At 64.5% G+C, this 26036-nt stretch carries 18 protein-coding genes; 7 read left to right on the top strand and 11 right to left on the bottom strand.

Features of this window, described 5'->3' with window-relative positions; translation table 11 throughout:
• Positions 1–11: 11 nt before the first annotated feature.
• The 3 genes from K1X11_RS09270 to K1X11_RS09260 are packed head-to-tail and all read right to left on the bottom strand — an operon-like array spanning position 12 to position 4097.
• Positions 12–2024 carry a CRTAC1 family protein gene (locus K1X11_RS09270; protein WP_221029716.1) on the bottom strand — a complete coding sequence of 671 codons (2013 nt, stop codon included), beginning with the start codon at positions 2022–2024 and terminating at the stop codon, positions 12–14.
• The gene (locus tag K1X11_RS09265; RefSeq protein WP_221029717.1) at positions 2012–3082 is read right to left on the bottom strand and encodes a dihydrodipicolinate synthase family protein; all 1071 of its coding nucleotides are present in this window, start codon (positions 3080–3082) and stop codon (positions 2012–2014) included. Before K1X11_RS09265 ends, K1X11_RS09270 begins: the two co-directional genes overlap by 13 nt.
• A complete protein-coding gene (locus K1X11_RS09260) occupies positions 3066–4097 on the bottom strand; it encodes an NAD-dependent epimerase/dehydratase family protein (protein ID WP_221029718.1) in 1032 nt (343 codons plus the stop codon). The genes K1X11_RS09265 and K1X11_RS09260 overlap by 17 nt, the downstream gene beginning before the upstream one ends.
• Before the next feature lie 99 nt (positions 4098–4196).
• On the opposite strand from K1X11_RS09260, the gene K1X11_RS09255 reads away from it, so the two are divergent.
• The 4 genes from K1X11_RS09255 to K1X11_RS09240 are packed head-to-tail and all read left to right on the top strand — an operon-like array spanning position 4197 to position 7994.
• Positions 4197–4973, top strand: coding sequence for an amidohydrolase family protein (locus tag K1X11_RS09255; protein WP_221029719.1), 777 nt, complete (start codon positions 4197–4199; stop codon positions 4971–4973).
• Complete coding sequence (locus tag K1X11_RS09250) at positions 4970–5728, top strand: amidohydrolase family protein (RefSeq protein WP_221029720.1); 759 nt, start codon at positions 4970–4972, stop codon at positions 5726–5728. The genes K1X11_RS09255 and K1X11_RS09250 overlap by 4 nt, the downstream gene beginning before the upstream one ends.
• Positions 5725–6960 (top strand): DegT/DnrJ/EryC1/StrS family aminotransferase, encoded by a 1236-nt coding sequence (locus tag K1X11_RS09245; protein ID WP_221029721.1) that lies wholly within the window; start codon positions 5725–5727, stop codon positions 6958–6960. Before K1X11_RS09250 ends, K1X11_RS09245 begins: the two co-directional genes overlap by 4 nt.
• Before the next feature lie 29 nt (positions 6961–6989).
• Positions 6990–7994 (top strand): hydroxyacid dehydrogenase, encoded by a 1005-nt coding sequence (locus tag K1X11_RS09240; protein ID WP_221029722.1) that lies wholly within the window; start codon positions 6990–6992, stop codon positions 7992–7994.
• 66 nt (positions 7995–8060) lie between these two features.
• Here the strand turns inward: K1X11_RS09240 and K1X11_RS09235 are convergent, their stop codons facing one another.
• The 8 genes from K1X11_RS09235 to K1X11_RS09200 all read right to left on the bottom strand — a co-directional run bounded on the left by K1X11_RS09235 (position 8061) and on the right by K1X11_RS09200 (position 21243).
• Positions 8061–9311: a DegT/DnrJ/EryC1/StrS family aminotransferase gene (locus K1X11_RS09235; protein WP_221029723.1), complete on the bottom strand. Its 1251-nt coding sequence runs from the start codon at positions 9309–9311 to the stop codon at positions 8061–8063.
• Complete coding sequence (locus tag K1X11_RS09230; RefSeq protein WP_221029724.1) at positions 9311–11098, bottom strand: sodium:solute symporter family transporter; 1788 nt, start codon at positions 11096–11098, stop codon at positions 9311–9313. Before K1X11_RS09230 ends, K1X11_RS09235 begins: the two co-directional genes overlap by 1 nt.
• Positions 11099–11199: 101 nt before the next feature.
• The gene (locus tag K1X11_RS09225; RefSeq protein WP_221029725.1) at positions 11200–13299 is read right to left on the bottom strand and encodes a heparinase II/III domain-containing protein; all 2100 of its coding nucleotides are present in this window, start codon (positions 13297–13299) and stop codon (positions 11200–11202) included.
• A 12-nt stretch (positions 13300–13311) separates the two neighbouring features.
• Positions 13312–14973, bottom strand: a complete 1662-nt coding sequence (locus tag K1X11_RS09220; RefSeq protein WP_221029726.1) for a GxGYxYP domain-containing protein — start codon at positions 14971–14973, stop codon at positions 13312–13314.
• A gap of 23 nt (positions 14974–14996) precedes the next feature.
• Positions 14997–15548, bottom strand: coding sequence for a hypothetical protein (locus tag K1X11_RS09215; protein WP_221029727.1), 552 nt, complete (start codon positions 15546–15548; stop codon positions 14997–14999).
• A 96-nt stretch (positions 15549–15644) separates the two neighbouring features.
• On the bottom strand, positions 15645–18938 hold the full coding sequence (locus K1X11_RS09210; protein ID WP_221029728.1) for a TonB-dependent receptor plug domain-containing protein: 3294 nt from the start codon (positions 18936–18938) through the stop codon (positions 15645–15647).
• Positions 18939–19284: 346 nt separating this feature from the next.
• On the bottom strand, positions 19285–20310 hold the full coding sequence (locus K1X11_RS09205) for a LacI family DNA-binding transcriptional regulator (RefSeq protein ID WP_221029729.1): 1026 nt from the start codon (positions 20308–20310) through the stop codon (positions 19285–19287).
• Positions 20311–20358: 48 nt separating this feature from the next.
• Positions 20359–21243 carry a hypothetical protein gene (locus tag K1X11_RS09200; RefSeq protein ID WP_221029730.1) on the bottom strand — a complete coding sequence of 295 codons (885 nt, stop codon included), beginning with the start codon at positions 21241–21243 and terminating at the stop codon, positions 20359–20361.
• 150 nt (positions 21244–21393) lie between these two features.
• Between K1X11_RS09200 and K1X11_RS09195 the strand changes: the two genes are divergently transcribed.
• Genes K1X11_RS09195 through K1X11_RS09185 form a run of 3 tightly spaced genes read left to right on the top strand, consistent with a single transcriptional unit; the run spans position 21394 to position 26035 of the window.
• Positions 21394–23901, top strand: coding sequence for an alpha-L-rhamnosidase-related protein (locus K1X11_RS09195; RefSeq protein WP_221029731.1), 2508 nt, complete (start codon positions 21394–21396; stop codon positions 23899–23901).
• Positions 23898–24755 (top strand): DUF6807 family protein, encoded by an 858-nt coding sequence (locus K1X11_RS09190; protein WP_221029732.1) that lies wholly within the window; start codon positions 23898–23900, stop codon positions 24753–24755. Before K1X11_RS09195 ends, K1X11_RS09190 begins: the two co-directional genes overlap by 4 nt.
• On the top strand, positions 24752–26035 hold the full coding sequence (locus tag K1X11_RS09185; RefSeq protein ID WP_221029733.1) for an aminotransferase class V-fold PLP-dependent enzyme: 1284 nt from the start codon (positions 24752–24754) through the stop codon (positions 26033–26035). Before K1X11_RS09190 ends, K1X11_RS09185 begins: the two co-directional genes overlap by 4 nt.
• Position 26036: the final 1 nt, after the last annotated feature.

Here is a 26036-nt window from a genome sequence, read left to right as displayed (position 1 = left end):
CGCGCTGAAGCCTAGGCATCGGGGGCTGAGAGGGTGATGGTGTGGGTGCCGGCGTTGAGTGGACCGTGGGTGGTGACGGTGCGGGCGGCGTCGGGCCAGGTGATGGTGAGCGACTCGACGCGAGCGGCGGCGCCGAGACCGAAGTGGAGGAGGGCGTCGCTGCGTTTGCCGGCGTGGCCTCCTGGGCCGACCCATTGGCGGATGAGTTTAACGGGGGGCGTGGTCGGATCGCCGTCGAGGTCGACGGTGGCCGTGGCGATAGCGCCGATGGCGTCGCGAGTGACGCCGCGAGTGGGGTCGCCGACGAGGCGGAGGACGAGGCCGGCGCGGCCCTCGGTCCAGGTGTTGTGATACACGCGCAGAATGGCTTGGCCGCGGGCGTCTTCCGGAGCGTCGGCGGCGAGGCTGCCGTTGGCGAGGGCGGCGGTGCGGCGGCGCTCGGCATTGAGGCGGTTGAAGGTCTGGCCGACCACGAGGTCGAGGGCGCCGTCCTGATCGAGGTCGAGCAGGGCGGGTTGACCTGCGCCGATGTGGTCGATGCCGAGCGCGGTGGTGTGGTCGGCGAAGGTGCCGTCGGGCTGTTGCAGGAAGATGCGCAGACGTTCGTCGTGCGGCGGTGGGTCGCTGTAATCGGACGAACAGAGAATGAGATCGAGTCGACCGTCGTTGTTCAGGTCAGCCAGTTCGCAGAAGATGTCGCCCTGATTAAAATTGCGGTTGTCGGGGGTGACGATTTCGGGGACGCGATCGACGGAAAGTCGGGCCGGGGAGTCGAAGGTGAGGCGGCCGGTTTCCTGCAGGCGATTGACGAGGAAACGTGAGCGGTCGGAGGAATCGCCGGCCCAGTTGTGGATGATGGTGGAAACGAAGACGTCGAAGTCACCGTCGTTGTCGATGTCGCCGACGGCGGCGTCGAAGGTATTGCCGTTGGCGCGGAAGGGCAGCTCGTCGTCGCGTTTGAAGCGCGGGTCGTCTTCGGCGCGGGCGTGCAGCCACTGGGGGTGAATGCCGTGGCGGATTTTGTCGCCGTCGAAACCGGCTGCAGGGGCGATATCGACGCCGCGCAGGATGCGAGCGACCTCATCACCGCGAAACGCGAGTGGGCCCCCGGGGCGGGGCGGCAGGCGTTCCTCGGTGGTCGGCGGTTCGATCATCGGAGCGAAGGGCGTGAGCTGCCAGAGACGGTTCCAACGGCGGCCGTAATTGAGCTCCAACAAGTAAGGCAGCTCGGCGGCGGCCGGGTCGCCGAGGCGGGCGATCATCGCGCCATAGGTCGGGCGACCGCCGGGATCGGTGGCCGAGTCGAGTGGGCTGGTTTCGCCGGGCACGGACCAACGGGCAAAGGCGATCGCGGTCGTGTCACCGGAAATCGGATACTGCAGCAGGAGGTCGTTGCTGAAGGCCTCGTAGCCGGAGAAGTAGCGTTGATACCAATTGCCGAGCCAGAGGTCGGGCAGGCCATCGGCGTTGACGTCGCCGACCGCGATGGCGGTGGTGGTGGCGGCGGGGGCGGCATTGATCGGCTGCGGGGCGTCGAAGGTGCCGTCGCCGCGACCGGGCAACCAGGACGTGCGGAGGGGGGCGTTGGTGGGCGGCGTGAAATCGGGCTGCAGGTAATCGAGGTAGCGACCGATGATGGCGTCGGCGTGGCCATCGTTGTTGAGGTCGGCGAAGGTGATCACATCGCGGGGCGAGAGCACCGGCAGGGTGGAGGTGTCGCTGGCGAGGAAGGTGCCGCCGAGGGGCGCGGTGTCGTTGGGCTCCCAGAGGTAGACCAGCGGAGTGGCGTCGTCGCGGGAGTTGGGGCGGATGACGAGGTCGGCGTGCTGGTCGTTATTCAGGTCCACCGTGACCACGCGGGAGGCGTCGAGCGGGGGCAGACCGACTGCAGTGGTGACGTCGGTGGCGAGGAGGGCGAGAGGGAGCGTGGCCCCGGCGAGGAAGGCCGTGAGCCAGCGGCGAGAGCCGGAGATGTCGGGCGTAAAGCCCGACCCACCATCGCAGAGAGGGGTTACCGCAGCCATGAATCGAGGTGGGTGGCGACGAAGGTGTCGTCGGTGAGGTCGGGGTAGGCGGAGGTCACGCGGTCGAGTTCGGCTGCCTGGTCGGGGGAGAGGACCTCGTTGGGGTTGAGGCAGTGGTGGGTGGGGACGAGACCTTGGCGACGCAGGACTTCGAGGATGCCGGGAATGCAGCCGGCAAAACCATTGGCGGCGTCGAACAGGGCGGCATTCATGTCGGTCACGGCGGCGGCGCGGGCGAGCCAGGCGGGGTCGAGTGACGGGGCGGCGCGGGCGGCTTTGAGCTCGTTAAGCAGACGCACTGCTGCGTGGGTCCAGACGCCCCAGTGGCCGAGCAATCCGCCGGAGATGTGCCGGGTGATGGTTTCGCCGTGGTGGGTGAAGGTGAAGGGCGTGAGCAGGTCGGTGACGATGGTGTCGTCGTTGCCGGTATAGAGGGCGATGTCGTGGCGGCCGGTTTCGATGACGGCCCGCACCACGTCGAGGGTCTGGTAGCGGTTGAAGGGCGCGATCTTGATCGCCAGCACGTTCTCAATCTCGGCGAAGCGGGACCAGAAGTGGCGGCTGAACACCCGCCCGCCCACAGCGGGTTGCAGGTAGAAACCGATGAGCGGCAGCTCTTCCGCCACGGTGTGACAGTGGGCGAGGATGCCGTCCTCGGGGGCGTCGCCCCATGCCGCGAGACTGAGGAGAGCGGCGTGGTAACCGAGGTTGCGCGCGAGGGTGGCTTCCCGGCGGGCCTGGGCGGTGCGGCCGCAGACACCGGCGATTTTGATGAAGGGCCGCGGTGCGGCCGCGAGCTGGGCGTCGATGGTTTCGCTGGCGAGCGTAAGCACCGGCTCAAGTAGATTGTGGGCGGGGTCGCGAATCTCGAACTGGGTGGAGTGCACCGCCACGGCAATGCCGCCGCAACCGGCGTCGACGTAGTAGCGGCTGAGCGCGCGTTGGTGTCGTTCGGAGAGTTGGCGCGAGGCATCAAGTGCGAGCGGGTGGGCCGGGATGACGTGACCGGCCAGCAGGTGTTCGCGCCACGGCGCGAGGGGGTCAGAATTTGCCGTCACGGGTTTCGAAGTGGGTGGGTTTGCCGAGCAGGGGGCCGCCGCGTTGCAGGTGGGCGGCCACCCAGTCGATCATTTGGGATAGCGGAGTGGGAGGCGGGCCAAACCGCGCGATCGCGGCGCTGGCATCGGCGAGCCAGGCGGTGTCGCCGGGTTCGCCGGTGAAGGTGGGCGTGAGTCCGAAGCGGTAGCCGAAGGCAAAGGCGATATCGCGCACGCCGATCTTCTCGGCACCGGTTACGTTGAGCGGATGCGGTGGACTGGCGGCGAGGTCGAGTGAACGGATGGCGATGGCGACGGCGTCGGTTTGCCAGATCAGATTGACCCATCCGGTGGAGATATCGATGGGCTGACCTGCGAGCACCTGGCGACCGATGTCGACCAGCACCCCGTAGCGCAGTTCGCAGGAGTAGTTGAGGCGGAAGAGCAGGACGGGCGTGTTGTGCGCTTTCGAAAAGTGGGTGAACACGCGTTCGCGGCCGACGCAGGAGCTGGCGTATTCACCCTGGCATGACAGCGGCACGGACTCGTTGCAGCCGGGCTCATCCACCGGGGCGAAGGGATACACACAGCCGGTGGAGAAGGCGACGATACGCGACGTGGTGAAATGGCGCGCGACCAGCGACGGCACGATCGTGTTCTGCAGCCAGGTCGCTTCCGGGGCGTCGGTGGTGCCAAACTTCTGGCCGGCGAGGAAGAAGACGTTGGCCACGGGGGGCAGCTCGGCGACGGCGGCGGGATCGGCGAGGTCGCAGGCGAGCGTTTCGATCCCATGGGATTCGAGATAGGTGCGGGCGTCCGGCCGACTGAATCGCGACACGCCGATGACCCGGGCGGAGCGACCGCAGGCGTCCAAAGCCTGGCGCAGCATGAGGGCGACGGTGGTGCCCATTTTGCCGCCCACCCCCAAAATAAGGTAGTCGCCGGTTTGAAATTTCACGGCCTCAATGGTGGCAGCATCGGGCTGCGCCAACCAGGGGTCGATTTCGTCATTTTTAGCGGGGAAACCGTGGGGCATTGACTCCAAGACGGCAGGCCCAAAAGGTTGCGGCAAGTCATTAAAGAGCAGTCGCTTACGAATGAAATTTCATTACCCCCTCGGCCCCGGATCGAACCCTTGAGCATCATCGACTTCCATACCCATCCGATCTTCTTTGAAGAAGGTGCGGAACCCGCGGAAACCCGGCGCCAACTCCGGCGGGCACGGAGTCTCGGCATCACCCGCATGGTGGCGCTGGGGGACGTGCTGCGCTACGGGCGGCTGCCCGACGCGGAGCAGACGCGCATTCTGAACGACGACGTGGCCAAGGTAGTGCGGCGGTCGAAACGGTTCTATGTCGGCTTCTGCGGGCTGAATCCGCTGCTGGGGGAGGCGGAGGTTTGGCGCGAAGTGGAGCGCTGTTTTGAAACCGTGGGCGGGTTCCACGGCCTGAAGCTGGAGATCTCGTGCAATGCGCGCGATGCGGCGATGAAGCCGGTGATGGAAGCGGCGGCGCGTTACGAGGTGCCGGTGCTGCAGCATTCATGGAGTCAGACCAATATCCGCGAACGGGCGTTTCATTCCGATCCGGAAGACACCTGTGAGTTGGCGCGACGTTGGCCGGAGGTGAAGGTGGTGATGGCGCATCTGACCGGTTGTGGGGTGCGGGGCATTCGGGCGGCGCGGGGCCTGGAGAACCTTTACATCGACACCTCGGGCGCGGCGCCGGAAGCCGGTCTGGTGGAGTGCGCCGTGGATGAACTGGGCGCGCACCGTGTGCTCTACGGGTCGGACCTACCGATTCGCGATCTGCCGACGGCGATGGGTCGCATCACCGGCGCATCGATCTCTGCGGCGGCCAAGCGCCGCATCCTGCACGACAACGCCGTCAACCTCCTGCCGCCTGCCGTATGACCTTTTATGATACGAATGCCTGGGTGGGCGAGTGGCCCTTCCTGAATCTGCCGGTGCGGGACCCGGCGGCATTGCGCCGACACTGGCGTAAGCACGGGATCGGCGGGGGCTTGGTTTCAAGTTTCGCGGCGCTGTGGCCGACCGACCCCATGCCGGCGAACCGGACGCTGCGCGAGGCGATCGGCCGGGCGCGGGGGATGACGCCCCTGCCGGTGCTTAACCTGTTTGGCCCCGGCTGGGAACAGGATCTGGCGGAGTTGCTCAGCTGGCCGGAGTTGAAGGCCGTCCGTCTCGCACCGGGGTATGGTGGCTGGACCCTGCGCAGTGCGGCGGCGCGGGAGGCGGCCCAGCAGATCACGGCGGCGGGCAAGCGCGTGGTCTTGACGGCGCGCCTGTGGGATGAGCGGCACGAACATCCGGCGCTGAAGGTGAAGCCTGTGAAGGTCGCGGATATCGTGCGTTGGCTGGCGGCGGTGCCGGACTGCACGCCGTTGGTGCACGGGCTCACGCGCTGGGAGGTGGAAAAGCTGGCGGAGCAGACGAAGGGTTTTCTGACCGATCTGAGTTACGCCGAGTGGGAGGATACCCTCGGGGTGATGAAGCGAGCGGTCGGGGCCCGACGCATCGTGTTCGGTTCACTCACGCCGCTGCACATCACCACCGCGCAGGTGCAAAAAGTCGAGGCTTCACCGCAGAGCGCGCGGGTCCGTGAAGCGGTGGCGGCAGGCAACGCGACGACGTTTCTAAAGCTATGAGTGCAGCGGAAAACACCCCGGCCGCAGAGGGCGGCGAAGCGATCGTGCAACACGCCTGCACGCGGCGGCGCCGTTGGGGGGCGCCGGAGTTGGAACGGCTCACGGCGATGGTGGAGCAGGAGTCGCTCTTTTATTGGGACGCGCCCCAAACCAACGAGTTGCTGCGGCGCTTCCGGGAGCTGTATCCGCTCGAGCATTGCATGCCGTGTTCGTCGGGATCGGCTTCGTTGCACATCGCGGTCGCGGCTTTGCAACTGCCCCCGGGCAGCGAAGTCATCGTGCCTGCGATTACCGACATGGGTTCGGTGATTGGGATCCTTTATCAGCAGTTGGTGCCGGTGTTTGCCGATGTGGATCCGCTCACCGGCAATCTCGACGTGAGCGATGCGGCGGGACGCATCACGCCGCAGACCAAGGCCATCATGCCCGTGCATCTGGCGGGCAATCCCTGTGACATGGCGGCGGTGATGGCCCTCGCCGGGGAACACGGACTGGCCGTCATCGAGGACTGCGCGCAGGCGTGGGGAGCCACCTGGCAGGGCGAGAAAGTTGGTCTGCAGGGGGACCTGGCTTGCTATTCCTTCAACGAATTTAAGCACCTGAGCTGTGGCGACGGCGGCATTGTGGGCACCAATCGGGAGGACCTCGGTCGGGGACTGAGCAAGTGGGGAGACAAACACTATGATCGAGTGGCGGGCGGCCGAAATCCGCCGACCTTGTCGCCCAACTATCGGATCAGTGAACCACAGTCGGCGGTGGCGGCGGGTCAGCTCACGCGGCATGATGTCATCGTGGCGCGGCGGCAGGAGATGGGGCGACGCTTGGCGGCGGCGCTCGCGGCCTTGCCGGGGTTGGAGGTGCCGGCGGAGACGCCCGGCGGCGAGAGCAGTTTTTGGTTTCTGCTGCCGCAGGTGGTGCCCGGCGCGGTGCGGATATCGCGGGATGAGTTTGCGCGGGCTCTGCAGGCCGAGGGCGTGCAGGGACAGGGGGCTTACATTCCGTCTCCGGTCCCTGGATACGACGTGTTTCAGAACCATGATTTCTTCGCGGGGCGTTGGCCGTTGCGCGAAGCGGGCCTCACGTCGATGGATTACCGGAAGCAACATTTCCCCCAGGCCGAACGCCTGCTGGCGCGGAACCTCACGGTGCTGCTGCACGAAGAAATGAGTGACCGCTATCTCGAGGAGGTCATCGCGGCCTTCACCAAACTGCTGCGGTATTACGCCGCCTGAACCTCATCGCGTTCTTCGAACTAATCATCGTGTCCAAGATCCCCTGCATCCTGCTCCATATCCAACCGGATCAACGTCCCTTTTATCTGCCGGCGGAGATCGAAGCCGCCATCGGCGAGTTGACCGAAAAACTCGTGGTCTGGGAGCACCCGGGACCGGACGCGGAAGCGTTTCGCGACCGCATGGTTGAGCTGCAGCCGACGGTGGTGGTGGGAGGATGGGGCACGCCGCGTTTGCCGCTGCCGATGCCGGCCAGCGTGAAGTATGTCTGTTACCTGGGCGGGTCGTTGAAAGGCATCGTAGGTCGGGCGCATTTGGAGGCAGGGCTGCCGGTGACCAATTGGGGGAACTCGATCAGCCGCACGGTGGCGGAGCACGCGCAGTTCCTGGTCATGGCGGCGTTGCGGCGCGCGCGGTTGTGGAATGTCACGATGCACGACGAACGAGGCTGGGGCGCGGAACGGGCCGAAACCGCGTCATTGTTTGGTCAACGCGTGGGCGTGCACGGCTTCGGTTTCATCGCGCGCGCGTTTGTGGAGCTCATTGCGCCCTACGGCTGTGCGGTTAGCAGTTTTGCGCCATGGATGGATCCGGCGCTGTTTGCTGAGCACGGCGTGAGGACGGTGGACTCGCTCGATGCCTTGTTTGCGGAAAATGATGTGGTGGTGGGGTTGGCGCCATTGATGGACCAGACGCGGGATTCGATCGGTGAAGCGCAACTGCGCCTGCTGCGTCCGGGGGGCGTCTTCGTAAATGTCGGCCGCGGTCACGTGGTGGATGAAGCGGCGTTGGCGCGGGTGGCGGCGGAGGGGCGGATTCACGTGGGGCTGGACGTGTATCGCGATGAACCGCTGCCGGCGGATTCGCCGCTGCGTGGATTGTCCAACGTGTTTCTCACCCCGCACATGGCCGGGCCGACGCACGACCGCCGGAAGGACTCGGCGGCGTTCGCGTTGGCCAACCTGCGGGCCTTCGCCGCGGGCGAGCCCTTGCAAGCGGTGGTCACGCCGGAGATCTACGACATCTCGACGTGAGGGCGCGGCCGCGGTCGCGGAAGTGCATGCGGGCCACGCTTTCGCCTTTGGCTCAAGCGCAGCTACCTAGGCGGTTTCGGCCAAGGCGGTGAGGATGGCGGCCGCGATGTGGTCGGCGTCTTCGGGCTGATAGCGCCAGCCGATCGGCACGGCGACGAAGCGGCGCGTGAGGTCCTCGGTGCGCGGGAAGTCCTTGGCGCGATAACCGGGGGCCGGCCAGGGACGCAGGTCGCGGAAGGGGGAAAGGCCGGGATGGTGGGCGCGGCCGGTGAGCAGGTGCGGTCGATGGTATTGCGGGTAGGTGCCGGTGCGTTGTTGGCAGGGCACACCTTGGGCGGCGAGCGACGCGCGCACGGCGGCGGCGCGGTCGGCGGTGGGCAAATAGAAATAGAGTTCGAAGCCGAAGGTGCCGTCGGGATCGGGCAGCGGACGCCAGGTCAGATCGGCGGGCTCGCCGACGGTGGCGATGATGTGATCATGCAGCTCGCGGCAATGGGCCATGATGGCGTCGACCTTGCGGCGTTGGGCGAGGGCGACGGCGGCGGTGAGTTCCGACATGCGGTATTGAGCGCCGGAAAAAGCCGGTTCGAGGGCGGCGGCAAACTGTTCGTGATGCGGGCGGAATTGCCCGAGATCGTGCATGCGCACGGCGCGCTCGTAGGTGCGACTATCGTTGGTGACAAACATACCCCCCTCGCCGGCGGTCATGGGTTTGTTGTGTTGAAAGCTGTAGATGGCGACGTCGCTCCAGCAGCCGACGCAGCGCTCGCGGAAGCTGGCGCCGGGCGCTTCGGCGCAGTCCTCGATGACGCGCAAACCGTGGGCTTCGGCGCGGTCGTTGATCGCGGCCATGTCGGCGGCGGCGCCTTGGTAATGGACGACGAGCACGGCGCGGGTGTGCGGGGTGACGAGACGATCGATTTCGGCCGGGTCGAGATTGAGGCTGGCATCGATCTCGGCGAGCACGGGACGGGCACCCATACGCACGATGGCGGTCACGCAGGACAACCAACTCCAAGCGGGCACGATCACCTCGTCGTCGGGACCGATAGCGAGAGAGGCGAGGGCGACTTCCAGCGCGGCGGTGCCGCTGGAGGTGGCGAGGGCGAAGTTCACGCCGATCCATTCGCGAAACTCCTGCTCCAGACTGGAGACCATGGGGGGAGCGTGAGCGGGGTCGTCGCCGTAGTAGCGGAAGAGTTCGCCGCGGCGAAGCACGTCGAGAGCGAGTTTTTCTTCCTCGGCGCCGATGGCGGCGGAACCGAGGCCGGCCGGGGGCGGGGACCAAGGTGCGGGAAGCGGGGCGGGCAGGGACATCAGCTGGAAGCGGCGCGGGCGGTCGAACGGCGGGCGAGGCGGCGCAGGCCCAGACCGAGCACGATCAGGAGCGCACCGGCGATGAGGTTAATCCGGCCAGGGGCGACCGGGGTGGACGGAAGGAAGGTGCAGGCGGTGAGCACGGCACCGAGGATGAGGCAGACCACCCCGATGAGGCCGTAGACCTGCATGGCGGCGCCGCCGTATTGAGATTCTGGTGACGGATCGACGGGCGTGGCCAGATCGCGCTCGAGCGCGGCGAGACCGGCGTGGCGGGGATCGTCGGCTTTGAACCAGAAGGAGGAGAGGCCGAAGACGAGGGAGGCGACCACGGCCTCCACGATCATATTGCGAGCGAAGTCGTGTTCGGGCCACACGCGCAGCACCATCAGAATGATGGCCACGGTGAGCGCGGCGGAGGAGGCGGCAATGGCCGACCACCACGGAGTGCGGCGGAAGATCATGCCGAGGGCCACCGGCATCTGGAAGGAGGCGGTGAGCGAGAAGTAGATGAGCGCGAACTGGAACGCGCCGCCGAAGCGCGGAATAACGAAGGCGACCACGACACCCAGCACGCCCACGATGGTCATGGTGGTCCAGGCGACGCGGAGCTGGCCGTGCTCGCTGAGGGTGTGGCCGGTCAGGCGGCGGCGCAGCGGCACCACGATGTCGCGGGTGATGGTGGCGGCGAGCCAGTTGAAAGCATCGTTGGCCTGGCCGAGCGTGGCGGAGAGGATGGCGGAAACGACGAAGCCGATCATGCCGTGCGGCAGCAGCATGAGAGCGAGGCTGACGAAGGACGCTTCGTTGGGATTGGCAAACTGCGGCCAGAGCGCGGCCATGTCGGGGAACAGCACGCGGGCGGCCATGACGGGCAGGATCCACATGAGGGGACCGACCATACTGAGGCCGGCGCAGAGCAGGGCCATTTTGCGCGCGCCGCGTTCGTCGGGCACGCTGTTGTAGCGTTGGACGAGGTGCCAGGCGACGTTGTAGCCCAGTATCATGTTGATGGTGTAACCGATGAGAAACCAGATGTTGGCGGCGGGGCCTTGCAGCGTGAAGTAGTCGGCGGGCACCTCGGCGAGCAGGCGTTTCACGCCGGCGACAAGTCCCGCGCCCTCGCCCAGATGCAGGTAGGACAAGGGCAGGATGATGAGGGTCATCACGCCGATGATGATGCCCTGCACGGCATCGGAGAGCACGGCGGCCCACAGCCCACCGACGGCGGTGTATAGCACCATGACAAAACCGGTGACGATGGTGAGGATTTGGAAACCGGTGAGCTGCAGCGGACCGAGGTCGAGGGTGACGTCGTTCAGTCCCAGCGCGGTGGAGACAAAGATGCAGAGGATGTAGAGGCCCTGACCGATGCCGACGATGGCGGGGATGACGGCGGTGAGGGAATAAAAGTAGGTCGTCGACGGCGAGAAGCGCCGGGTGAGGAATTGCAACGGAGACGACAAGCGGCAACGCCGCCACATGCGGGCGAAGTAGAGAAAGCCGGCGAGGTAGGCCCACGTCGCCGATGTGAAAATCAGCGCGGCGCCGATACCCCATTGGTAGGTGAAGCCGGCAGCGGCCACGAACATGAAGGCGGAGAAGCCAGAGACCCAGTTGGAGAGTCCGGCGAGGAACCACGGGATCTGGCCACCACCCTCGAAGTATTCGTCGGTGTCCTTGTTACGTTTGGCTGCGTAGAACCCAACGTAGATGATGATGGCGAAGTAGAGCGCGATGAGCGCGTAGTCGAAGCCGTTGACGGTGTTAAAAACCGGTTGATCCACGAGGCGAAGGAAAGAAGTGAAACGAGTTAGGAGAGGCGGAAAGGCGCCGGCGAACGGGGATAAAGAGAAAGATAAAGAAGAAAGAGAAAGAGCTGACGTCGTCAGACTACCGTGAAGGTCGGGTGGTCGCCGGTGGGGTCGATGTGGGCCTGCATGGTGCGGGCGCCTTGCGTCGCGGTAACAGTCCAACCCTCACCGGCGGCACTGACCCGCACGCGGGGTTTGGGGCCGTCGGGGGCGGAAGCCGAGGCGACGGTCAGCAAGGTGTGGGTGCTGGCGGCGGCGGATTCGATCTCAACGTAGGGGAAAACACCGGCGGTGGCGGGCAGGTCGTGTTGGGCGGTGCGCACAATGAAATTTCCTGCCGAGTGGATGCTGGCGATCAGACTCGCGAACGGCCGCTGAATGGTGAAGAGCCGGTCTCCGGCATCGGCGCGGCCGGCGCCATCTTCATTGTAAACTTGGAACCGCGCCTGCACGGGCGCGGGGTGTTGGGCGTCGAGGACGACGCGGTCGAGCACGATAAGAACATCCGGCTTGAGGAAGAGCAGGCTGCGTTCCACCCGCGACACCTTGTCATTGATAAGTTGATACGCCGGTGCGGCCTCGCTGGTGACGCACATCCACGCCTCGCCGGTGGAGTAGGCGGTGACGGTGGCGGAGGCCCAGGAGGCGTTGGTGCCTTCACTGCCGTCGTGGTATTGGTGACCCTGGCCATCGATGAGGATGGCGGTGTGGGCCTCGGTCAGGCGCAGGAGCCATTGCGGGTGAGTGGGCGTGTAGGACGCTTTGAAAGGGTCGTGGAAGAGGCGTTCGCCGTGGGCCTTGAAGATGAGACTGTTACGGTCGGCGTGCTCGTGATTGGCGGGGCCGCCGGAGCGCAGCGCGACCACGGTATCGTCGGCCGTCCAACCCGTGCGCGAGATCACCCAGTCGTTGCTCAGGCGCACGTCGAGCAGATCGGCGGACGGCGCGGCGGTGGGCGCGTCGGCGTCATACCAAATGGCGGCGGGCAGGTGTTTCATGCCGCCGATGGTATTGGCAATGTGGTTACAGAGCGGATCGCCGGTGATACGGCCGACCCAGGGGGCGACGGAAACGTCCACGCCACCGGTGCCGGAGTCGCCAAAATTGATCACATCGAGCGCAGGATTGATCGCGCCTTTCGGGGTGGCGGTGTAGGTCGCAGTCTCGTGTGGGTTGGTCGCGATGGCACCGCGGGTGGGCATGCTCATGTGCAGCGCGTAACGCGTGGTGCCGGGGTAATTGATGAGATGGCGGTCATCGATGCCGAGGCGGCGGTAGAGGACCTCGGCCTGCATGGCGAGGTGCAGGGTGGTGTAGCCCCAGTAGCCGATGCCCTCGTCGTAGGAGCCATCGAGGCCATACATGACGGAGAACGCGGTGGCGCTTTGGCGCGACATTTCCAACCAGGAGGCAGCCTGCGGATGACGGCCGTGAAACCATACGGCGGCGATGCCGAGGGCGCAGGTGGGAATGATTTTGAGATTGGTGGCGTTGAGGATGAGCGGCCAGCGGGAGAGGTCGAAGCGGTAGGGGTAGTCGTCGAGTTCGCTGAAGCCCCAACCCTGCACCCGGTCGGGAAATTTCATGCCGTAGAGCGTGCGGTAGCAGGCGGGCGCGCCCTTGGTGGCGACGTTGTCCTCGGCTGCGGTTATCTCCGCGGCGGTGAGGTGCTCGCCGATCCAGTCGAGCGCGTAGCAGACGGCGATGGTGGCTTCGGAGGCACGTTGGATGCCGATGATGTATTGGCCGGCTTCGGTGAAATAATCCCAGGTGGGATAGTCCATGAGGCGCGCGAGGGCGGTGCGGGCGAGTTCGAGATCGGCGGGCTTTTCCCAGACGGCGTAAGCGAAGGCGCTCTCCTCGAGCAGCACGCGGGCGCGGCGCATGTCGGTGACACGATTGGTGAGACGCAACTCCTCGCGGAGGAAGTGCAACTCGGCGGTGTGATCGACCTCCTGGAGGTGTTGGCGCAGCGCGGCGAAGCGAGGCAGCTCGAGGTTGGCGCGGATGCGCGGCAAGTCGGCGCGATCGAAGAGCAGGCCGGCCTGTGGGTTCGGCTCGGGAGTCGCACCCGACTCGGGATGGGGATGGCCGGTGGCCGTGCGCCCGGCGAGCAAGGGCACGGCGGCGGCGAGCGCGGTGCGGCGCAGAAACGAACGGCGGGAGGTCGACATGGCGACGGCGAATTAAGGATTCAGATCGATGGGATCCTCGGGCTGCTGATAGCGGGTGCGGTAGGTCTTGGCCTTGGCGGCGAGGCGCATGAAGCGATCGAGGGGAACCACTTCGACTTGGTCGGAGAGGCTTTCGAGGATGTTGGCGACTTGCTCGATGGTGGTGCGTTCGCGCACGTGGATGAGCAGGAAGTAGGGGCGGTCGGTGTTGAGGAGGATCAACTCCTCCAAATCGGCGGCGGCTTCCTCGGTCGGACGGTAGACGCCGAGGTAGTAGTCGTAGCTGATGAAGGGTTGCTCGCCGCGCAGGTCGAAGGTGCGGGCGGTGCCGTAGCCGTTGATGAAACCGAGGACGTCGGGGAACTGCTCGTAGTAGCGGTCGACCACTTCCGGGGTGAGGTCGGTGTTGCCGACGTGGCGGTTGCCCTCGGAGTAATCCATGATCTCGAGGATGCGCAGATCGAGCAGGTCCATGAGCTCGCGGGCATCGGCCATGAGGGCGGGGAATTTGTCGGCCGGGATGGACTTCGGATACATGTAACCCGGGCCGGAAAGACCGGCGACAAAGTAGTCGTTGGGGGTCTTGTCCTCGTAGAAATATTGCAGGGCGGGCGGGTTCATCCACGACCAGTTCATGAGGACCTGCCAGCCGTAGGGAATGCGCCCGCGGCCGGGTTTGGTCCAGGCGCCGATGCCCATGGAATCGGTGGCGAGGGCGGCGACGTAGACCTTCTTCTCAGGGACCAGATCGGCGTCGGGCTCGACGGTGTGGTTGTTCTTAAAGGTGAAGTCCGGGGTGAGCGGGATCTGGGAGGTGAAGGAGACGTTGGGCAGGTTGTGCAGGCCTTCCATCTTGAGGCCGTAGTTACCGGTGAGGGTGGTGTGCTGGCCCTCGGTGTCCTTGCCGTAGGAGTGCCAGCCGAGGACGATCGAGGCCGGGTTTTGGCCGGCGAGGACGCGGTTGAGCAGCGCGAGTTGGCGCGGGTGTTGGGGGTTGGCGGAGAGGTCGGAGAAGAAGGCGCCCTGCTGCACGCCGAAGTCGGCGATACCGGGTTTCATGATGCGGCCGTATTCGCCGCCGAGCACGACGTAGAAGTCGCGCGAGCAACGTTCGTAGTAGTGGTCGTAGGCCCACTGGTAAACATCGGCGTCGTCCTGACCGGTGAACTTGCCGCGCAGGTCCATCTTGATTTCGAGGCCGTGGCGTTGGGCGAGTTCGAGTTGGTCCTCATTGACGACGAGGAGCTCTTCCACGCCGGAGATGGTGAAGGCGACGATGAGGGAGGAACGGACGGCTTTGTCCCAAACGACCACGCCTTTGGCGACGGAGGCGAAGTCGGTGAGGGGCTTTTCGAGGTTCCCCATCTCATAGCGCTGCCAATCGATGCCGTGGCGTTCGTGGAGATAGTCGATGAGCGGGCCGGCGATCTCCCACTGCCAATCGGCGGGATACTGCAGGTAGATCTGCGGACCGTGGCGGTTGGCGAGACCCTGCAAGGAAAGCAGGGTGGCGTGAGTGGGCACGTCGCCGGACATCTCCCAGTTGTTGGTGAGAGGGATGAGGGCGGCGGAGTCGGGCGCGCGGTCGGCGACGGCGATGACGGGAGCCTTGGCGGCAACCAGCGTGGCGCCGGCGAGCAGGGTGAGCGCGAGAGTGAGGCGGCGGAAAATCATGAGAAGGAGCAAGGCGGTGGGCGTTAGCGGGAGTCGGTCGCGCGTTGGTAGACGTGCACGACGGGCCGGGGGCGGGTGGTGCGCAGGTCGGTGACGGTGAGGACCTGACCATCGGGCGAGATCTGGAACTGCCGCAGCGTGTTGACCGGGTGGGGGCCCTGTTGGGTCTCGAGGGTGTAGTCCATGCTCAGGCGCAGGACGCGGCCGTTATCGAGCACGGTGGGCGAAACGACCTGGGTGGCATCGTGTGGCGCGTAGGCACCGAGGTGGCGGTTGTCGACCCACCACTCCAAGGGGTTGGTGGTGGACGGGGCGGTGAGGTCGACGGTGAGGGTTTCGGTGTGGGTGCGCCGACCGGATTTGAGGGTGCGGGTGACGATGAGCTCGGAGCCCTCGAGGGAGATTTCGAGGTCGGCCGTGCGCCACGGACTCAGGTCGGTGCTGCGTTCGCGATCAAACGTCCAAGTGCCGGTGAGGGCGGGGGACGGATCGGCGGCGACGAGCGAAAAGGGGAGGAGGAGCAGAGCGAGGCGCAGGGCGTGGCGCTGCAGGAAGGACGAGAGAAGAGCGGGCATGGTGAGCGGCAAAAAAGGGGATGAAAAAGCCGGCTCCCGAGGTGAGAGCCGGCTTTGAATTCAGCTTATTACGGCCTTTGAAGAAAAAGGCGCGGATCAGAAGTTCAGCGTAGCGGACGCCGAGATCAGACGACCTTCCTGAATGCGGTAGAGGAGGCTACCGTCCGGGTTGGCCACGAACGGAATGAGTCCGTCGTGGTTGGTCAGGTCCTTGATGTTGAACTGGAGGTCCAGGGAGCGTTCGTCCTTCAGATCGTAGGACATGCGGGCGAACACATCGACGTGGGTCGTGGAGGGAGCCCAGAACGGCTTGGTGATATCGAGGGCGTAGTCACCCAGTTCGTTCACCCCGACTTCGAAGCCGATACCGGTCTTGTCCTGCCAGCGGACGCCACCACCGACGGTGAGGTCGCCGAACCACTTCAGGATGCCATCCTCGGCACGACCGAGGTTGTAGCTGGTGTTGAGAGCCCAGCGCCATTCGGCCTGTTCCTTGGAGGGGTTACCGTCCTGAAGGGCGCCGCGTTGGACGGCTTCCACGAGGGCGGTCTGAGCCCGCTGCGCGAGCGTCTGGGTGGCACCGGCGTCGATGTAGTAGTTCTGCGCGAAGCTGCTGTTGACCCATTGCGGGATAACGAACTCTTCGACGTAGCGCTGCATCTCCGGGTAGGTGTTGTCGGCAATCGTTTCCTGCTGACCGGCGGTGAAGAGGATGGTCCACTTCGAGGTCGGGTTGTAGGAGATTTCGACTTCCATACCCTTGGCGGTGAAGTCCTGCGTGCCGGTATCGGACGAGTTGCGGGACGTGGTCGCGGCCTCGGGGTTGTTCCAATCGACTTGGAAGCCGTTGACGGCGATGACACCGGCCGGCGGCAGGTATTGCTGAACGTCGGCGGCGGAGAACGCGCTGTTGGCCGGATTGTTCACTTCGCGTGCCAGGCCGAGCAGGATGCCTTCGGTGGCGTTGACGGCGCCGTCTTCGTAACGGTTGTTCACCACGGAGGATTCAAACCAGTTGAAACGGGCGGAGAGTTTGCCGTCGAGGGCTTCGATGATGAAACCCATTTCCTCGGTGACACCGGCGGTGGCTCCGACCGTGTCGTTGAAGATGGTCACGTTACCACCGGTGGGCGTGAAGTTATCGGCTTCGCTCTTGTAGACCGAGAGACCGAACGGCATGCGATCGCGGAGGAACGGCGGGGTGTGCACCATGACGGAATACGAGGTCGTCTCGTCATCGGCGGTCACCACGTAGGGGCCTTGCGGACCGGCGAGGTATTCGGGATCGAGGGTATCGCGAATGTCCTGACGGGCATTGGCCACCGAGCGGCCCGTGCCACTGGCTTGGGTCGCTTTGTCGCTACGCCAGGTGCCGGTGAGGACGATGGTGTTGTCCCAGATGGAGTGCTGCGCAATGAGCACTTCGGAATCGACCTTGTTGATGCTCTTGTTCGCGTGAGACGCGGCCGGCCAGCTGTTCGGCTGGTAGAGATGGTTCACGACCGAGTCGAAGGTCACGAATTCACCCGCGGTGGGATTCCAACCGGTGAAGGTCGCCGCGATGGGCGTGTTGCGCATGTTGGTGCGAGCGCGACCATGAGAGACACCCTGAATGCGAACCCCGGCGAGATCGCTGATGGAGTTGATGTTCAGGAAGTTCATGTCGTTGCTGACCGGCAGAGCGAACTCCTGACCGCTGCGCTGAGTCACGGCGTGGTGGCCCGGCAGGTAGGTGTCGATGTCGAATGAGTCGATCGGGTCGGCGCGGGCGGAGTAGAGCGTCTGGTTGTAGTGGGTGCTCGAATCGAGCAAGCCCGTGAGGGTGAGTTTACCCAGCGCCTTGGTGAGCCAGCTGTTCTCGTCCATGAAATCGTCGAAGCGGAGTTCGGCGAAGCCTTGGAAGCGGAGGGAGTCGCGATCGTTGTAGATGCGGTTACCACCGGAGCCACCACCCATGATCGGACGACCAAAGGTCGGGTTGGGGATCAGGGGGCCATTGGCGGTGCCGTCAGTCGTGGCCATCATGTAGGCATTGGGATCGATGTAGATCGTGCGCTGTTGGACACCCTGGAGGGAGTTGTTACCCATGCTTTCGAACGTCTGTTCGTTGTAGGTGAACTCGAAGCCGAGGCGATTATCGAGGTAGGTGCCTTCGATGCTGGCGGTGTAGTTCTCCCAGTCGACGCGCTGTTGAGCGGTGCCGCCGTTGAAGAGGTTTTCGCGGTAGTCGAAGATGCTACGGTCGGTGATCTGCCAGGACACGAAACCATTGCTGAAGAAGGGTGCCGTGCCGGGAGCCACCGGCGTGCCGTCGGAGTAGTGACCGGAACGACGAATGATTTGAACCTCGTCCCAAGGCTTGATGCGCATCCACTGACCGGCCGGAGCACCGGGGTAGGTGAAGCGTTGATTGGCCGCCGGCAGGTTCCCGTCAGCGGGGGTTTGCACGAGGTAGTTGTGGCCACCGAAGGTCGCTTCCGGATTGGAAGGATCCTGATAGAAGCGGTAGAGACCCACCGATGCACCGTTACCGGAGGAAATGTGCATGAAGTTGGAGTTGGCCACGCCGGGCACGAAGGTGCCGGTGCCGCGGAAGATGGCCGCGCCCATCGCGGGATCGTTGGCAATGGGTTTTCCCAAGTTGATCCACGGGGTGATACCATCATTCGGCGGGACGTAGTCCGGGTTCGCGGAGTGGCGGGACGCGATTTCCGCGTTGGCCCGAGCGGTGAGGTTGAACGGGAGTTGAACCGTGGCCGCGACGAACAGGCGGTTGTCTTCGAGGAAGGCTTGCTTCTGCTCGTAGCCCTTGTCCTCGGACAAGCCGGCGATGCGGATGGCGGCCTTGTCACCGATCATTTGGTTGTAGCGCATCGAGTAGCGCAGGGTGCCGTAGTTGTCGGTTTCGAAACGGACTCGACCACGGTTGCCGAGGAAGTCGGCGCGAATGGTCGCGGCGTTCACGATACCGCCGGGGCTACCGAGACCGTAGAGGGCGGAGTTGGCACCGCGTTGCACGTCGACACGGTCGGTGTTGAACGTATCAAACGGGATATTGGTGATGAAGTAGTCGCGGGTCAGGTCAGCACTGGCCAAACCACGCACGCGAGTGATACCGCCAGAGGGGTCGTCACGTTGCTGTTCGGGGATGGGGTTGGCGCCCTGGGAGCCGGAGTGATTGCCGCCCAAACCACCGATTTCGGTGTTGGGGGTGAAGATCAGAACGTCCTCCAGGTTCTGGGATCCGGTGTCGCGGAGGAACTCCTCATTCACGATCGAGATGGACGAGCCGATATCGCGCAGGTCAGTGCGTAGACGGGTGCCGGCGAGGGTGGACGTGGCTTGATAGCCGACGTCATCGGTGCCGGTCACCTCGAAGGGGGAAAGCACGACGATGTCTTCATCGTCAATGTTTTCGGAGGCCGTTTGCTGCCCGGGTAGTAAAGCAGCTGTCGCGGCCAGACATGGCGCAGTTAGCCATGGCTTGAATGCCTTGATTCTCATAGTCTGTTGGTTTGCGGTTGGGGTGGCTTCCGGCGTTATCGCGCCAACAAACCTACGGGAGAACCCGCGGGCCCGGTGGGGATAACGCGAAGAAGAAAGGGGGTAAATTGGGGGTGGGGGACGCGTCTCAGCACAGGGCGAGACGGAGCAAGAGCGTCACTGGCAAGAAAGGGGGTAGTCGGGGCAAGGGGGGGGGCGAAAGCGAAGCAGGAGATACCTGCGCGGCGCAGCCTCAGTCGAAGGCCGGGCGAAGGGTGGGAGAGACGGTGATACCGATGCGACCGGGGGCATCGCGGTTTTCGATGCGCCAGACCAGTTGATCGATGACCTTGCGCACCAAGGTGGACAGCTGGATGTCGATGGCGGCGGGGTGGTGTTCGAGGTTGTTGTAAATCATGGGGTTGAAGTTCCCCAGGATGACGTCGAAATCTTTGCGCGGCTGGAGGCCGGCGGAGCGGAGGGCCCGGAAGAAGGCGCCCGCAAAGTGGTCGACCGGAATGTAAAGGCCGGTGGGGCGGGGCTGCTCGTGGACGAGGCGGTTGACGAGCTGCTCGATCTCGGAGTTGAGCGGGGCGATCTCGAGGAAGCTCACGCCCGGGATGTCTTCGCCGAGGATGCTGTGGGCCTTGAGGCCGAGTTCTTCGGCGCGCTCCATGAAGGCTTTCACGCGACGGACGTTGGCGCTGTAGCTCGGATCGGTGGTGAGCACGGCGACCGATTTGTGGCCCTGCTGGGCGAGGTATTCAGCGGCGACGCGGCCGTTTTCCTCGTTGTTGGGTTCCACGTAGTCGCCGGGGAAGTCGTAGGAGCGTCGGGTCATGAACCACACGCAGGGCATGTTCTTCAGCTTCTGCATGACGGCGGCGGTCGGCGCCATGCCCTGAATAATCACGCCGTCGAGGTTGCCCTCGGTGAGCGCCCGCGGGAGTTCACCCGGCGAGTTGGAAAACAGCATGCTGAGGTCGACCCGGTTCATGGTGCCGCGCTCGCGCAGCTCAGCCATGCGCTCCTGAAACCAGTTGAGCGAGGGGTTGTCGGCCTTGGCGCCCACAAACCAAACGCCGAGGTTCAGAGTGGTGGGCTTCTTCGACTTCGGACCGCGGCGGCGATTGATCGGCGCCGGGGTGTAATTGAATTTCTTCATCACCGCGCGGATGCGTTCCAAGCTACCGGGGGCCACGATGTCGGGTTGGTTAATCGCCCGCGACACAGTGGAGGGGGAAACACGGGCTTGCTTGGCGATTTCAGAGATGAGCATACTTGCAGTGAAATTTCATTTGAAAAACATTTGAAAACGTGCTGAAAGTCAAGCCCCTAGTGGTCGGATTGTTTCAGAATCCGTGCTTTGTGTGGCGGATTGCCACTGTCGAGCGAGCTCTAGGCGGCATCTTTGGGCGTCCGTCCAAGGGGAGGAGTGGGTGCTGAGGTGGTAACCTGCGCTGCCAGGGCCCATCTCGGGGCAGATCCAGAGTGCCGGTCGAGGCGTGGGGCCCTCGCGCCAGAGGGTGAAGAGGTCGGCGGTGAAGCGTTGGTAGTCGTGAAACTCTAGGGTGAGTTTGCCGTGATGGTCGGTCACCGGCACCTGGGCATGCTGGCCGTTGAAGGGGCGGCAGTGGAAGAGGTGGGAGGCTTGGATTTCGTTTGGCCAGGCGAGCAGGCGCGAGGCGTAGTCCTCTGGCTGCAGGTGCTTCATCACGGCGAAATGCGAGTGGTCCCACGTGGTGGGGAGCGGCTCGCCCGTGAGTCGGGTGAATTCCTGATTCAGCGCGTTGTATTTCTCTGGGGTTTCGGTGGCGGTATCGCGGTGGGTTTCGAACTGCACGCGAGCGCCCAGGCGTTGTCCTTCGGTGAACATGGCGGCGGCCCAGGCGGCTGCGGTCGCGGGTGGGGTGTCGTGCAGGCCCAGGTGGGTGTTGAAGAGCGTCACACCGTGGTCGATCTGGGTATGGAGGCTTGGTTGCCAGGTGTCGGCAAAACGTCCGTCCAGCCGGCCAATCACGGCCAGTTTCAGGCTGCGGGCGAAGGCGAGGTGGCGGGGTTGCAGGAGGTCGTGAACGCCGTCGAATCCGGCAGTGGCAATCGCAGTGAGCTTTTCCTCAATGCTCCATTCGGCGGTGGCGGTGGGGTGGCGGTCCAAGGTCCAGAGCGTGGCGCAATAGCGAGGCTCCGATGGGGTAGAATGAAATTTCATTATGAAAGCTGAAATAATCATGGGAAATAGCTTGCCAATGTTGCAACGGAGAAACCCGTATTGTTTTCACTGGGTGTCTGAATTTCAGGGCACGTCGTGACGTGAGATTCGCCCGTCCCGGTGACGATAAACCTCAACCATCGCCCCACTTTGTCTGCTTCGTCCTCGCTCTCTGCCTCGGCCTCGAAACTCCCTTTCAGTGGGGACGTGAGTTGGATCTGGTCTCGGGAAGCGACCCATGAGGTCGCGCCGCCGGAGCGCAGCAGTCCGTCGCATTATCAGGTCCGTCGTTTCCGGCGGGAGTTCGAGCTCCGGGCGACCGAGGGGGTGGCGGAGGGCATGTCGGCGGTCGTGCATGTTTCGGCCGACAGCCGTTTCCTTTTTTACTGCAACGGCCAGTTGATCGGGCGCGGTCCGGCCAAGGGCGACATTCACCACCATTTTTACGACACCTTTGACCTGAGTCCCTATTTGCGAGCCGGCCGTAATGTGCTGGCGGCGCTGGTGCTGGACATGTCCCGGGTGGCCCACCGGCCGCATTTTCTGGGCGCGCCGTGTTCAGTCATGACCTATGCGGGTGGTTTTGTGCTGGATGGCAGTGTGACAGGACCGGATGCGGAGATCGATCTCGGCACCAAAGCCGACGGCTCCTGGCAGGTGGCGATCGATCGCGCGCACCGTTTTCAAAACCTGAATACGAAGTTCGAGGGCTATCTCGGCTACTTCGAAGAGCGAGTGGATGCCGAGCTGCCGGCGGATTGGCTGGATGCCGATGCGGATAGCGAGGGCTGGGAGCCGGCAACGGCGCTTTACGTGGCGGAGCGCAAAGAGGAACGGCGTGATCCGACCAGTCCGTATGGCCTGATTCCTCGGCTGATTCCGCAGTTGGAGGAAGGACCGGCGCAACGTTTTGTCGCCGGATTCCGGCCGGGTGGTGGCGACCTGCCGGAAGGCTGGCGCCCCCTGATCGGCGCGGGCGGCCGTGCGGGTGAGCCGACGCGGGGCGTGCGCCTCGAGCCCGGGCAAACGGTCGAGGTGATCCTCGATACCGGCAAACTCACCACGGGTTATCCGCGGGTGGATATCGTGGGCGGCAAGGGCGCGGAAGTGCGGCTGACCTACGCCGAAGCCTTGCGTCTGCCGTGGGACACCCCGGGCGCGCGCCTGATGGGGCGGAAACAGGATTTGGCGAATCTGGCTTCGCACTACGCCGACGGCGACACGGGTTGGACTTTTGATCGCCGTGGTCAGATCCAGGGGTGGTGTGATGTGTGGCACCCGGCGGGGATTGAAGCCACGTTTGAGCCGCTGCATTGGCGGGCGTTTCGATTCATCGGACTGACCATCAAGGTGGGCGACGAACCGCTGCACCTCACCGGCCTCGCGCATCGTTTCTCGGCTTATCCGTATGAGGTGAAGGCGGACTTCGATTGCAGTGATCCGGCGCTCACTGCGATTTGGCATGCGGGCGTGCACACGATGCGCCTCTGTTCGCACGAGACCTTTGAGGACTGCCCGCACTACGAGCAGATGCAGTATGCGGGTGACACGATGATCACGTCGTATCTGGGGATGCTGACCAGCGGTGATTATCGGCTGAGCAAACAGGCGCTGCTGCACTTTGATTGGTCACGCATCACGGATGGCCTCACCGCCAGCCGCTACCCGTCGCGATTGCTGCAGGTGATCCCTTCGTGGTCGCTGCATTGGATCACGTCGGTGCGCGACTACGGTCTGTGCAGTGGCGACCTGGACTTGGTGAAGGAATTGCTGCCCGGTATGCGGGCGGTCTTGGATTGGTTCCGCCGCCACACCAACGACCAAGGCCTGCCGGAGAAGCTGCCGTATTGGAACATCACCGACTGGTGTCCGTGGTGGCCACGCGGCGTGGTGCCGGGCGCGGATACCGGGCCGACCTGCATCATCTCGGCGCAGTTCATTCAAGCCTTGGCGGAAGTCGCGCAGATGTGTGAGTGGCTGCAGCTCGACGACGAGGCGTTGCACCTCGCGAGCGAGGCGGCGAGCCTGCGTCCGATCCTGCACGAGACCTTTTGGTCGGAGGAGGAAGGGTTGTATTTTGATCGGCCGGGCGGACCGGAAGTCAGCCAATACGGCAACGCCTGGGCGGTGGCCTGCGGAGCCGCCGACGACGCGGCGAAGCAGCGCCTGCCGCAACGTTTCCCGCATGACGCCAAACTCGCGCCGGGCTCGTTCTTTTATTGGCATACGGCCTTCAAGGCCATGCGCGCCCTCGGCACCTACGATACGATGCCGGATCATTTGGGTCCGTGGCACGAATCGGTGGGGCTCGGCCTCGATACCTTTGTGGAGGAGAACAGCTATTGGCGTTCGCTCTGCCATGCGTGGAGTGCGCATCCGATTTTTGAATTCCTGCATCAGGTATTGGGGGTTCAATCCACTGCACCGGGCTTCGCTGCCCTGCGCGTGCAACCGCGACGCTGCGGACTCGACTGGGCAAGGGGTAATGTGTGCACCCCGCGAGGTCCGGTGCAGGTGGATTGGCTCATCGAGGACGGGATCTTCCGTCTCCGCCTTGACGCGCCGGCGGACACGCCGGTGGAGATCGAACTACCCGATGGCAGCGTGCACCAGCATGGTGGCGGTCACTGGGAGGGCACGGCGGAGGTCACCCCATGAGTCGGTCGCTGGAACTGCGCCAAGTCGGCGAAGGGTCCTGTGCGGTCGCTCTCACGGATGGTCCGGTGCTGTGGCACTACCAGTATCAACCAGACACGCCGGCGGCAGAGTCGCCCCGTCCGTTCATTCACCCACTGTATTCAATCGATGGTGACGTGCTGACCAATTGGCGGCCCAACGACCATCCGTGGCACCACGGTCTGAGCCTAACGCTCACGGTGGTGAATGATGTCAATTTCTGGGGAGGCCCCTCGCACCGCGCCGCCGACGGTTACCAGTGGCGCGAGGATCAAGGCGTGCAGGAACACGCCGGCTGGGTGCGGCAGTTGCCCGGGCTCCTAGTGGAGACCGTGCTCTGGCGCGATCCGCGGCAAGACGGTCGGGTGCTGATCGAAGAGGAGCGCGCGCTCGCGACCGACGCATCCGGCGACGGCTGGTCCCTGCGCTGGACCAGTCAGTTGCGAAACGTTTCCGGCGAACCCCTCACGTGTCACAACTATCACAGTCTCGGCGGCCTCGAGGGATCGCATTATACCGGCCTGCAATTCCGGGGCGCGCGGGGACTGCTTGATCAACATGGCGATGAGACCGTTGGCCTCGTCGGCGAGAGTGGCGTCCGCGAAGCCGCCGCGTTGCACGGTCAACCGGCCCGTTGGTTGGAGTGGCACACGCAGCACGACGGCTCCCTGCGCCGCACTAAGGTGCGCTTCACCTCGCCGACCGGGCCAATCCCGTGGTTTGTGCGCCCGGCTGACCCGCTGGTGGCGTTTGCGCCGCACCGGGAGCAAACGTGGGTTCTGGCGGTCGATGAAACCAGGGAACTCGACCATTTGATGCATTTCCAACGCGCATGAGCCTGAGCCGAAAATCCTTTTTGCAACGCCTCGGAGTCGGCGTGGTCGGCCTGAGCGCCGCGCGCCTCTTTGGCGCCGGCACGGAAAGTGTGTTGCCGCAGCTGCCGACGTTTCGGGATTCGCTGGATCCGACCTATTGGGGCGCCGTGCGTGACGCCTATCGGTTCGATCCGCAGTTGCACTATTTCAACACCGGCGGATTGGGACCCTGCGTCGACAATGTCCGTCAGCTGGTCGACGAGATTGCGGCTTCACTCGAACATCATGTCGAAACCGGCCACCACCATTACGAAGAGGTGCGCAAGGTCATGGCGGGCTTCCTCGATTGCGGCGCTGATGAGGTCGCGTTTGTGCGCAATGCCACCGAGGGCAACGGCATCATCGCCGGTGGTCTCGCCCTCGAGCGTGGTGATGAAGTGATCTTTGAATCGCACGCCCATCCCGGTGGTTCCTTCCCCTGGCTGCTGCAGGCGCAGCGACGCGGGATCGCGGTCCGGCTGTTTGAGCCGGATCCGGAGTCGCCGCAGGGCAATCTCGAGCGTATCAAGGAATTGATTACGCCGCGCACCCGGGTGGTGCAGGTTTCGCATGTGACGGCGCCGACCGGCATCGTGATGCCGGTGACTGCGATCGCCAAACTCTGCGCTCAGCATGGCATGTGGTTTCACATCGATGGGGCGCAGTCGGCGGGCATGTTCCCCTTCAGCCTGCGTGAGATCGGCTGTGATTCTTATGCGACCAGTGGCCATAAATGGCTCGGCGCGCCGCGGGAGACCGGCGTGCTGATGGTGCGGCGGGAGAAACTCGACGCGGTCACGCCGTCACTGGTGGGCGCTTACTCCGGCGAGGTCGAAAGCCTGCCGGGGCCGCTGGAGTTTTTTGCCGGTGCGGGTCGTTACGAATACGGCACTCGTGACTCCGCCAAGGCCTTTGGCCTGATCGGCGCGGTGCGCTGGCAGGAACAGGTCGGCCGCCATCAAATTGCCGAGCATGGTCGTTCGCTGACGGAACGCCTGCGGGAGGCGCTGAGCGCGGTGCCGGATCTGGAAATTCTCACGCCGTCGCATCCGCAGTTGCGGGCGTCGATGCTCACGGTGCGCTCGCCGCGCCTTTCGTATCGCGACCTTTTTGGCCAACTGTGGGGCCAGCACCAGATGCGTTGCCGTCCGGTCTCAGAGCAGGAGCTCAACGCCGTGCGCATCTCCTGCCATCTCTTCAACCGCGCCGACGAAATCGACCAATTGGCGACCGCCATCGATCAGGCGGTGCGCTCCGCCTGAC

Origin of the sequence: Actomonas aquatica (assembly GCF_019679435.2) — a bacterium.
In the GTDB taxonomy this organism is placed as follows: domain Bacteria; phylum Verrucomicrobiota; class Verrucomicrobiia; order Opitutales; family Opitutaceae; genus Actomonas; species Actomonas aquatica.
Note: the sequence above shows the minus strand (reverse complement) of the source record. Positions and strands in the feature narration are given on the sequence as shown.

Bases quoted from the DNA above. Each gene is read 5' to 3' on its own strand.
- K1X11_RS09270 (WP_221029716.1), bottom strand. From the start codon at position 2,024: ATGGCTGCGGTAACCCCTCTCTGCGATGGTGGGTCGGGCTTTACGCCC.
- K1X11_RS09260 (WP_221029718.1), bottom strand. From the start codon at position 4,097: ATGCCCCACGGTTTCCCCGCTAAAAATGACGAAATCGACCCCTGGTTG.
- K1X11_RS09250 (WP_221029720.1), top strand. From the start codon at position 4,970: ATGACCTTTTATGATACGAATGCCTGGGTGGGCGAGTGGCCCTTCCTG.
- K1X11_RS09245 (WP_221029721.1), top strand. From the start codon at position 5,725: ATGAGTGCAGCGGAAAACACCCCGGCCGCAGAGGGCGGCGAAGCGATC.
- K1X11_RS09235 (WP_221029723.1), bottom strand. From the start codon at position 9,311: ATGTCCCTGCCCGCCCCGCTTCCCGCACCTTGGTCCCCGCCCCCGGCC.
- K1X11_RS09225 (WP_221029725.1), bottom strand. From the start codon at position 13,299: ATGTCGACCTCCCGCCGTTCGTTTCTGCGCCGCACCGCGCTCGCCGCC.
- K1X11_RS09220 (WP_221029726.1), bottom strand. From the start codon at position 14,973: ATGATTTTCCGCCGCCTCACTCTCGCGCTCACCCTGCTCGCCGGCGCC.
- K1X11_RS09215 (WP_221029727.1), bottom strand. From the start codon at position 15,548: ATGCCCGCTCTTCTCTCGTCCTTCCTGCAGCGCCACGCCCTGCGCCTC.
- K1X11_RS09205 (WP_221029729.1), bottom strand. From the start codon at position 20,310: ATGCTCATCTCTGAAATCGCCAAGCAAGCCCGTGTTTCCCCCTCCACT.
- K1X11_RS09200 (WP_221029730.1), bottom strand. From the start codon at position 21,243: ATGAAATTTCATTCTACCCCATCGGAGCCTCGCTATTGCGCCACGCTC.
- K1X11_RS09190 (WP_221029732.1), top strand. From the start codon at position 23,898: ATGAGTCGGTCGCTGGAACTGCGCCAAGTCGGCGAAGGGTCCTGTGCG.
- K1X11_RS09185 (WP_221029733.1), top strand. From the start codon at position 24,752: ATGAGCCTGAGCCGAAAATCCTTTTTGCAACGCCTCGGAGTCGGCGTG.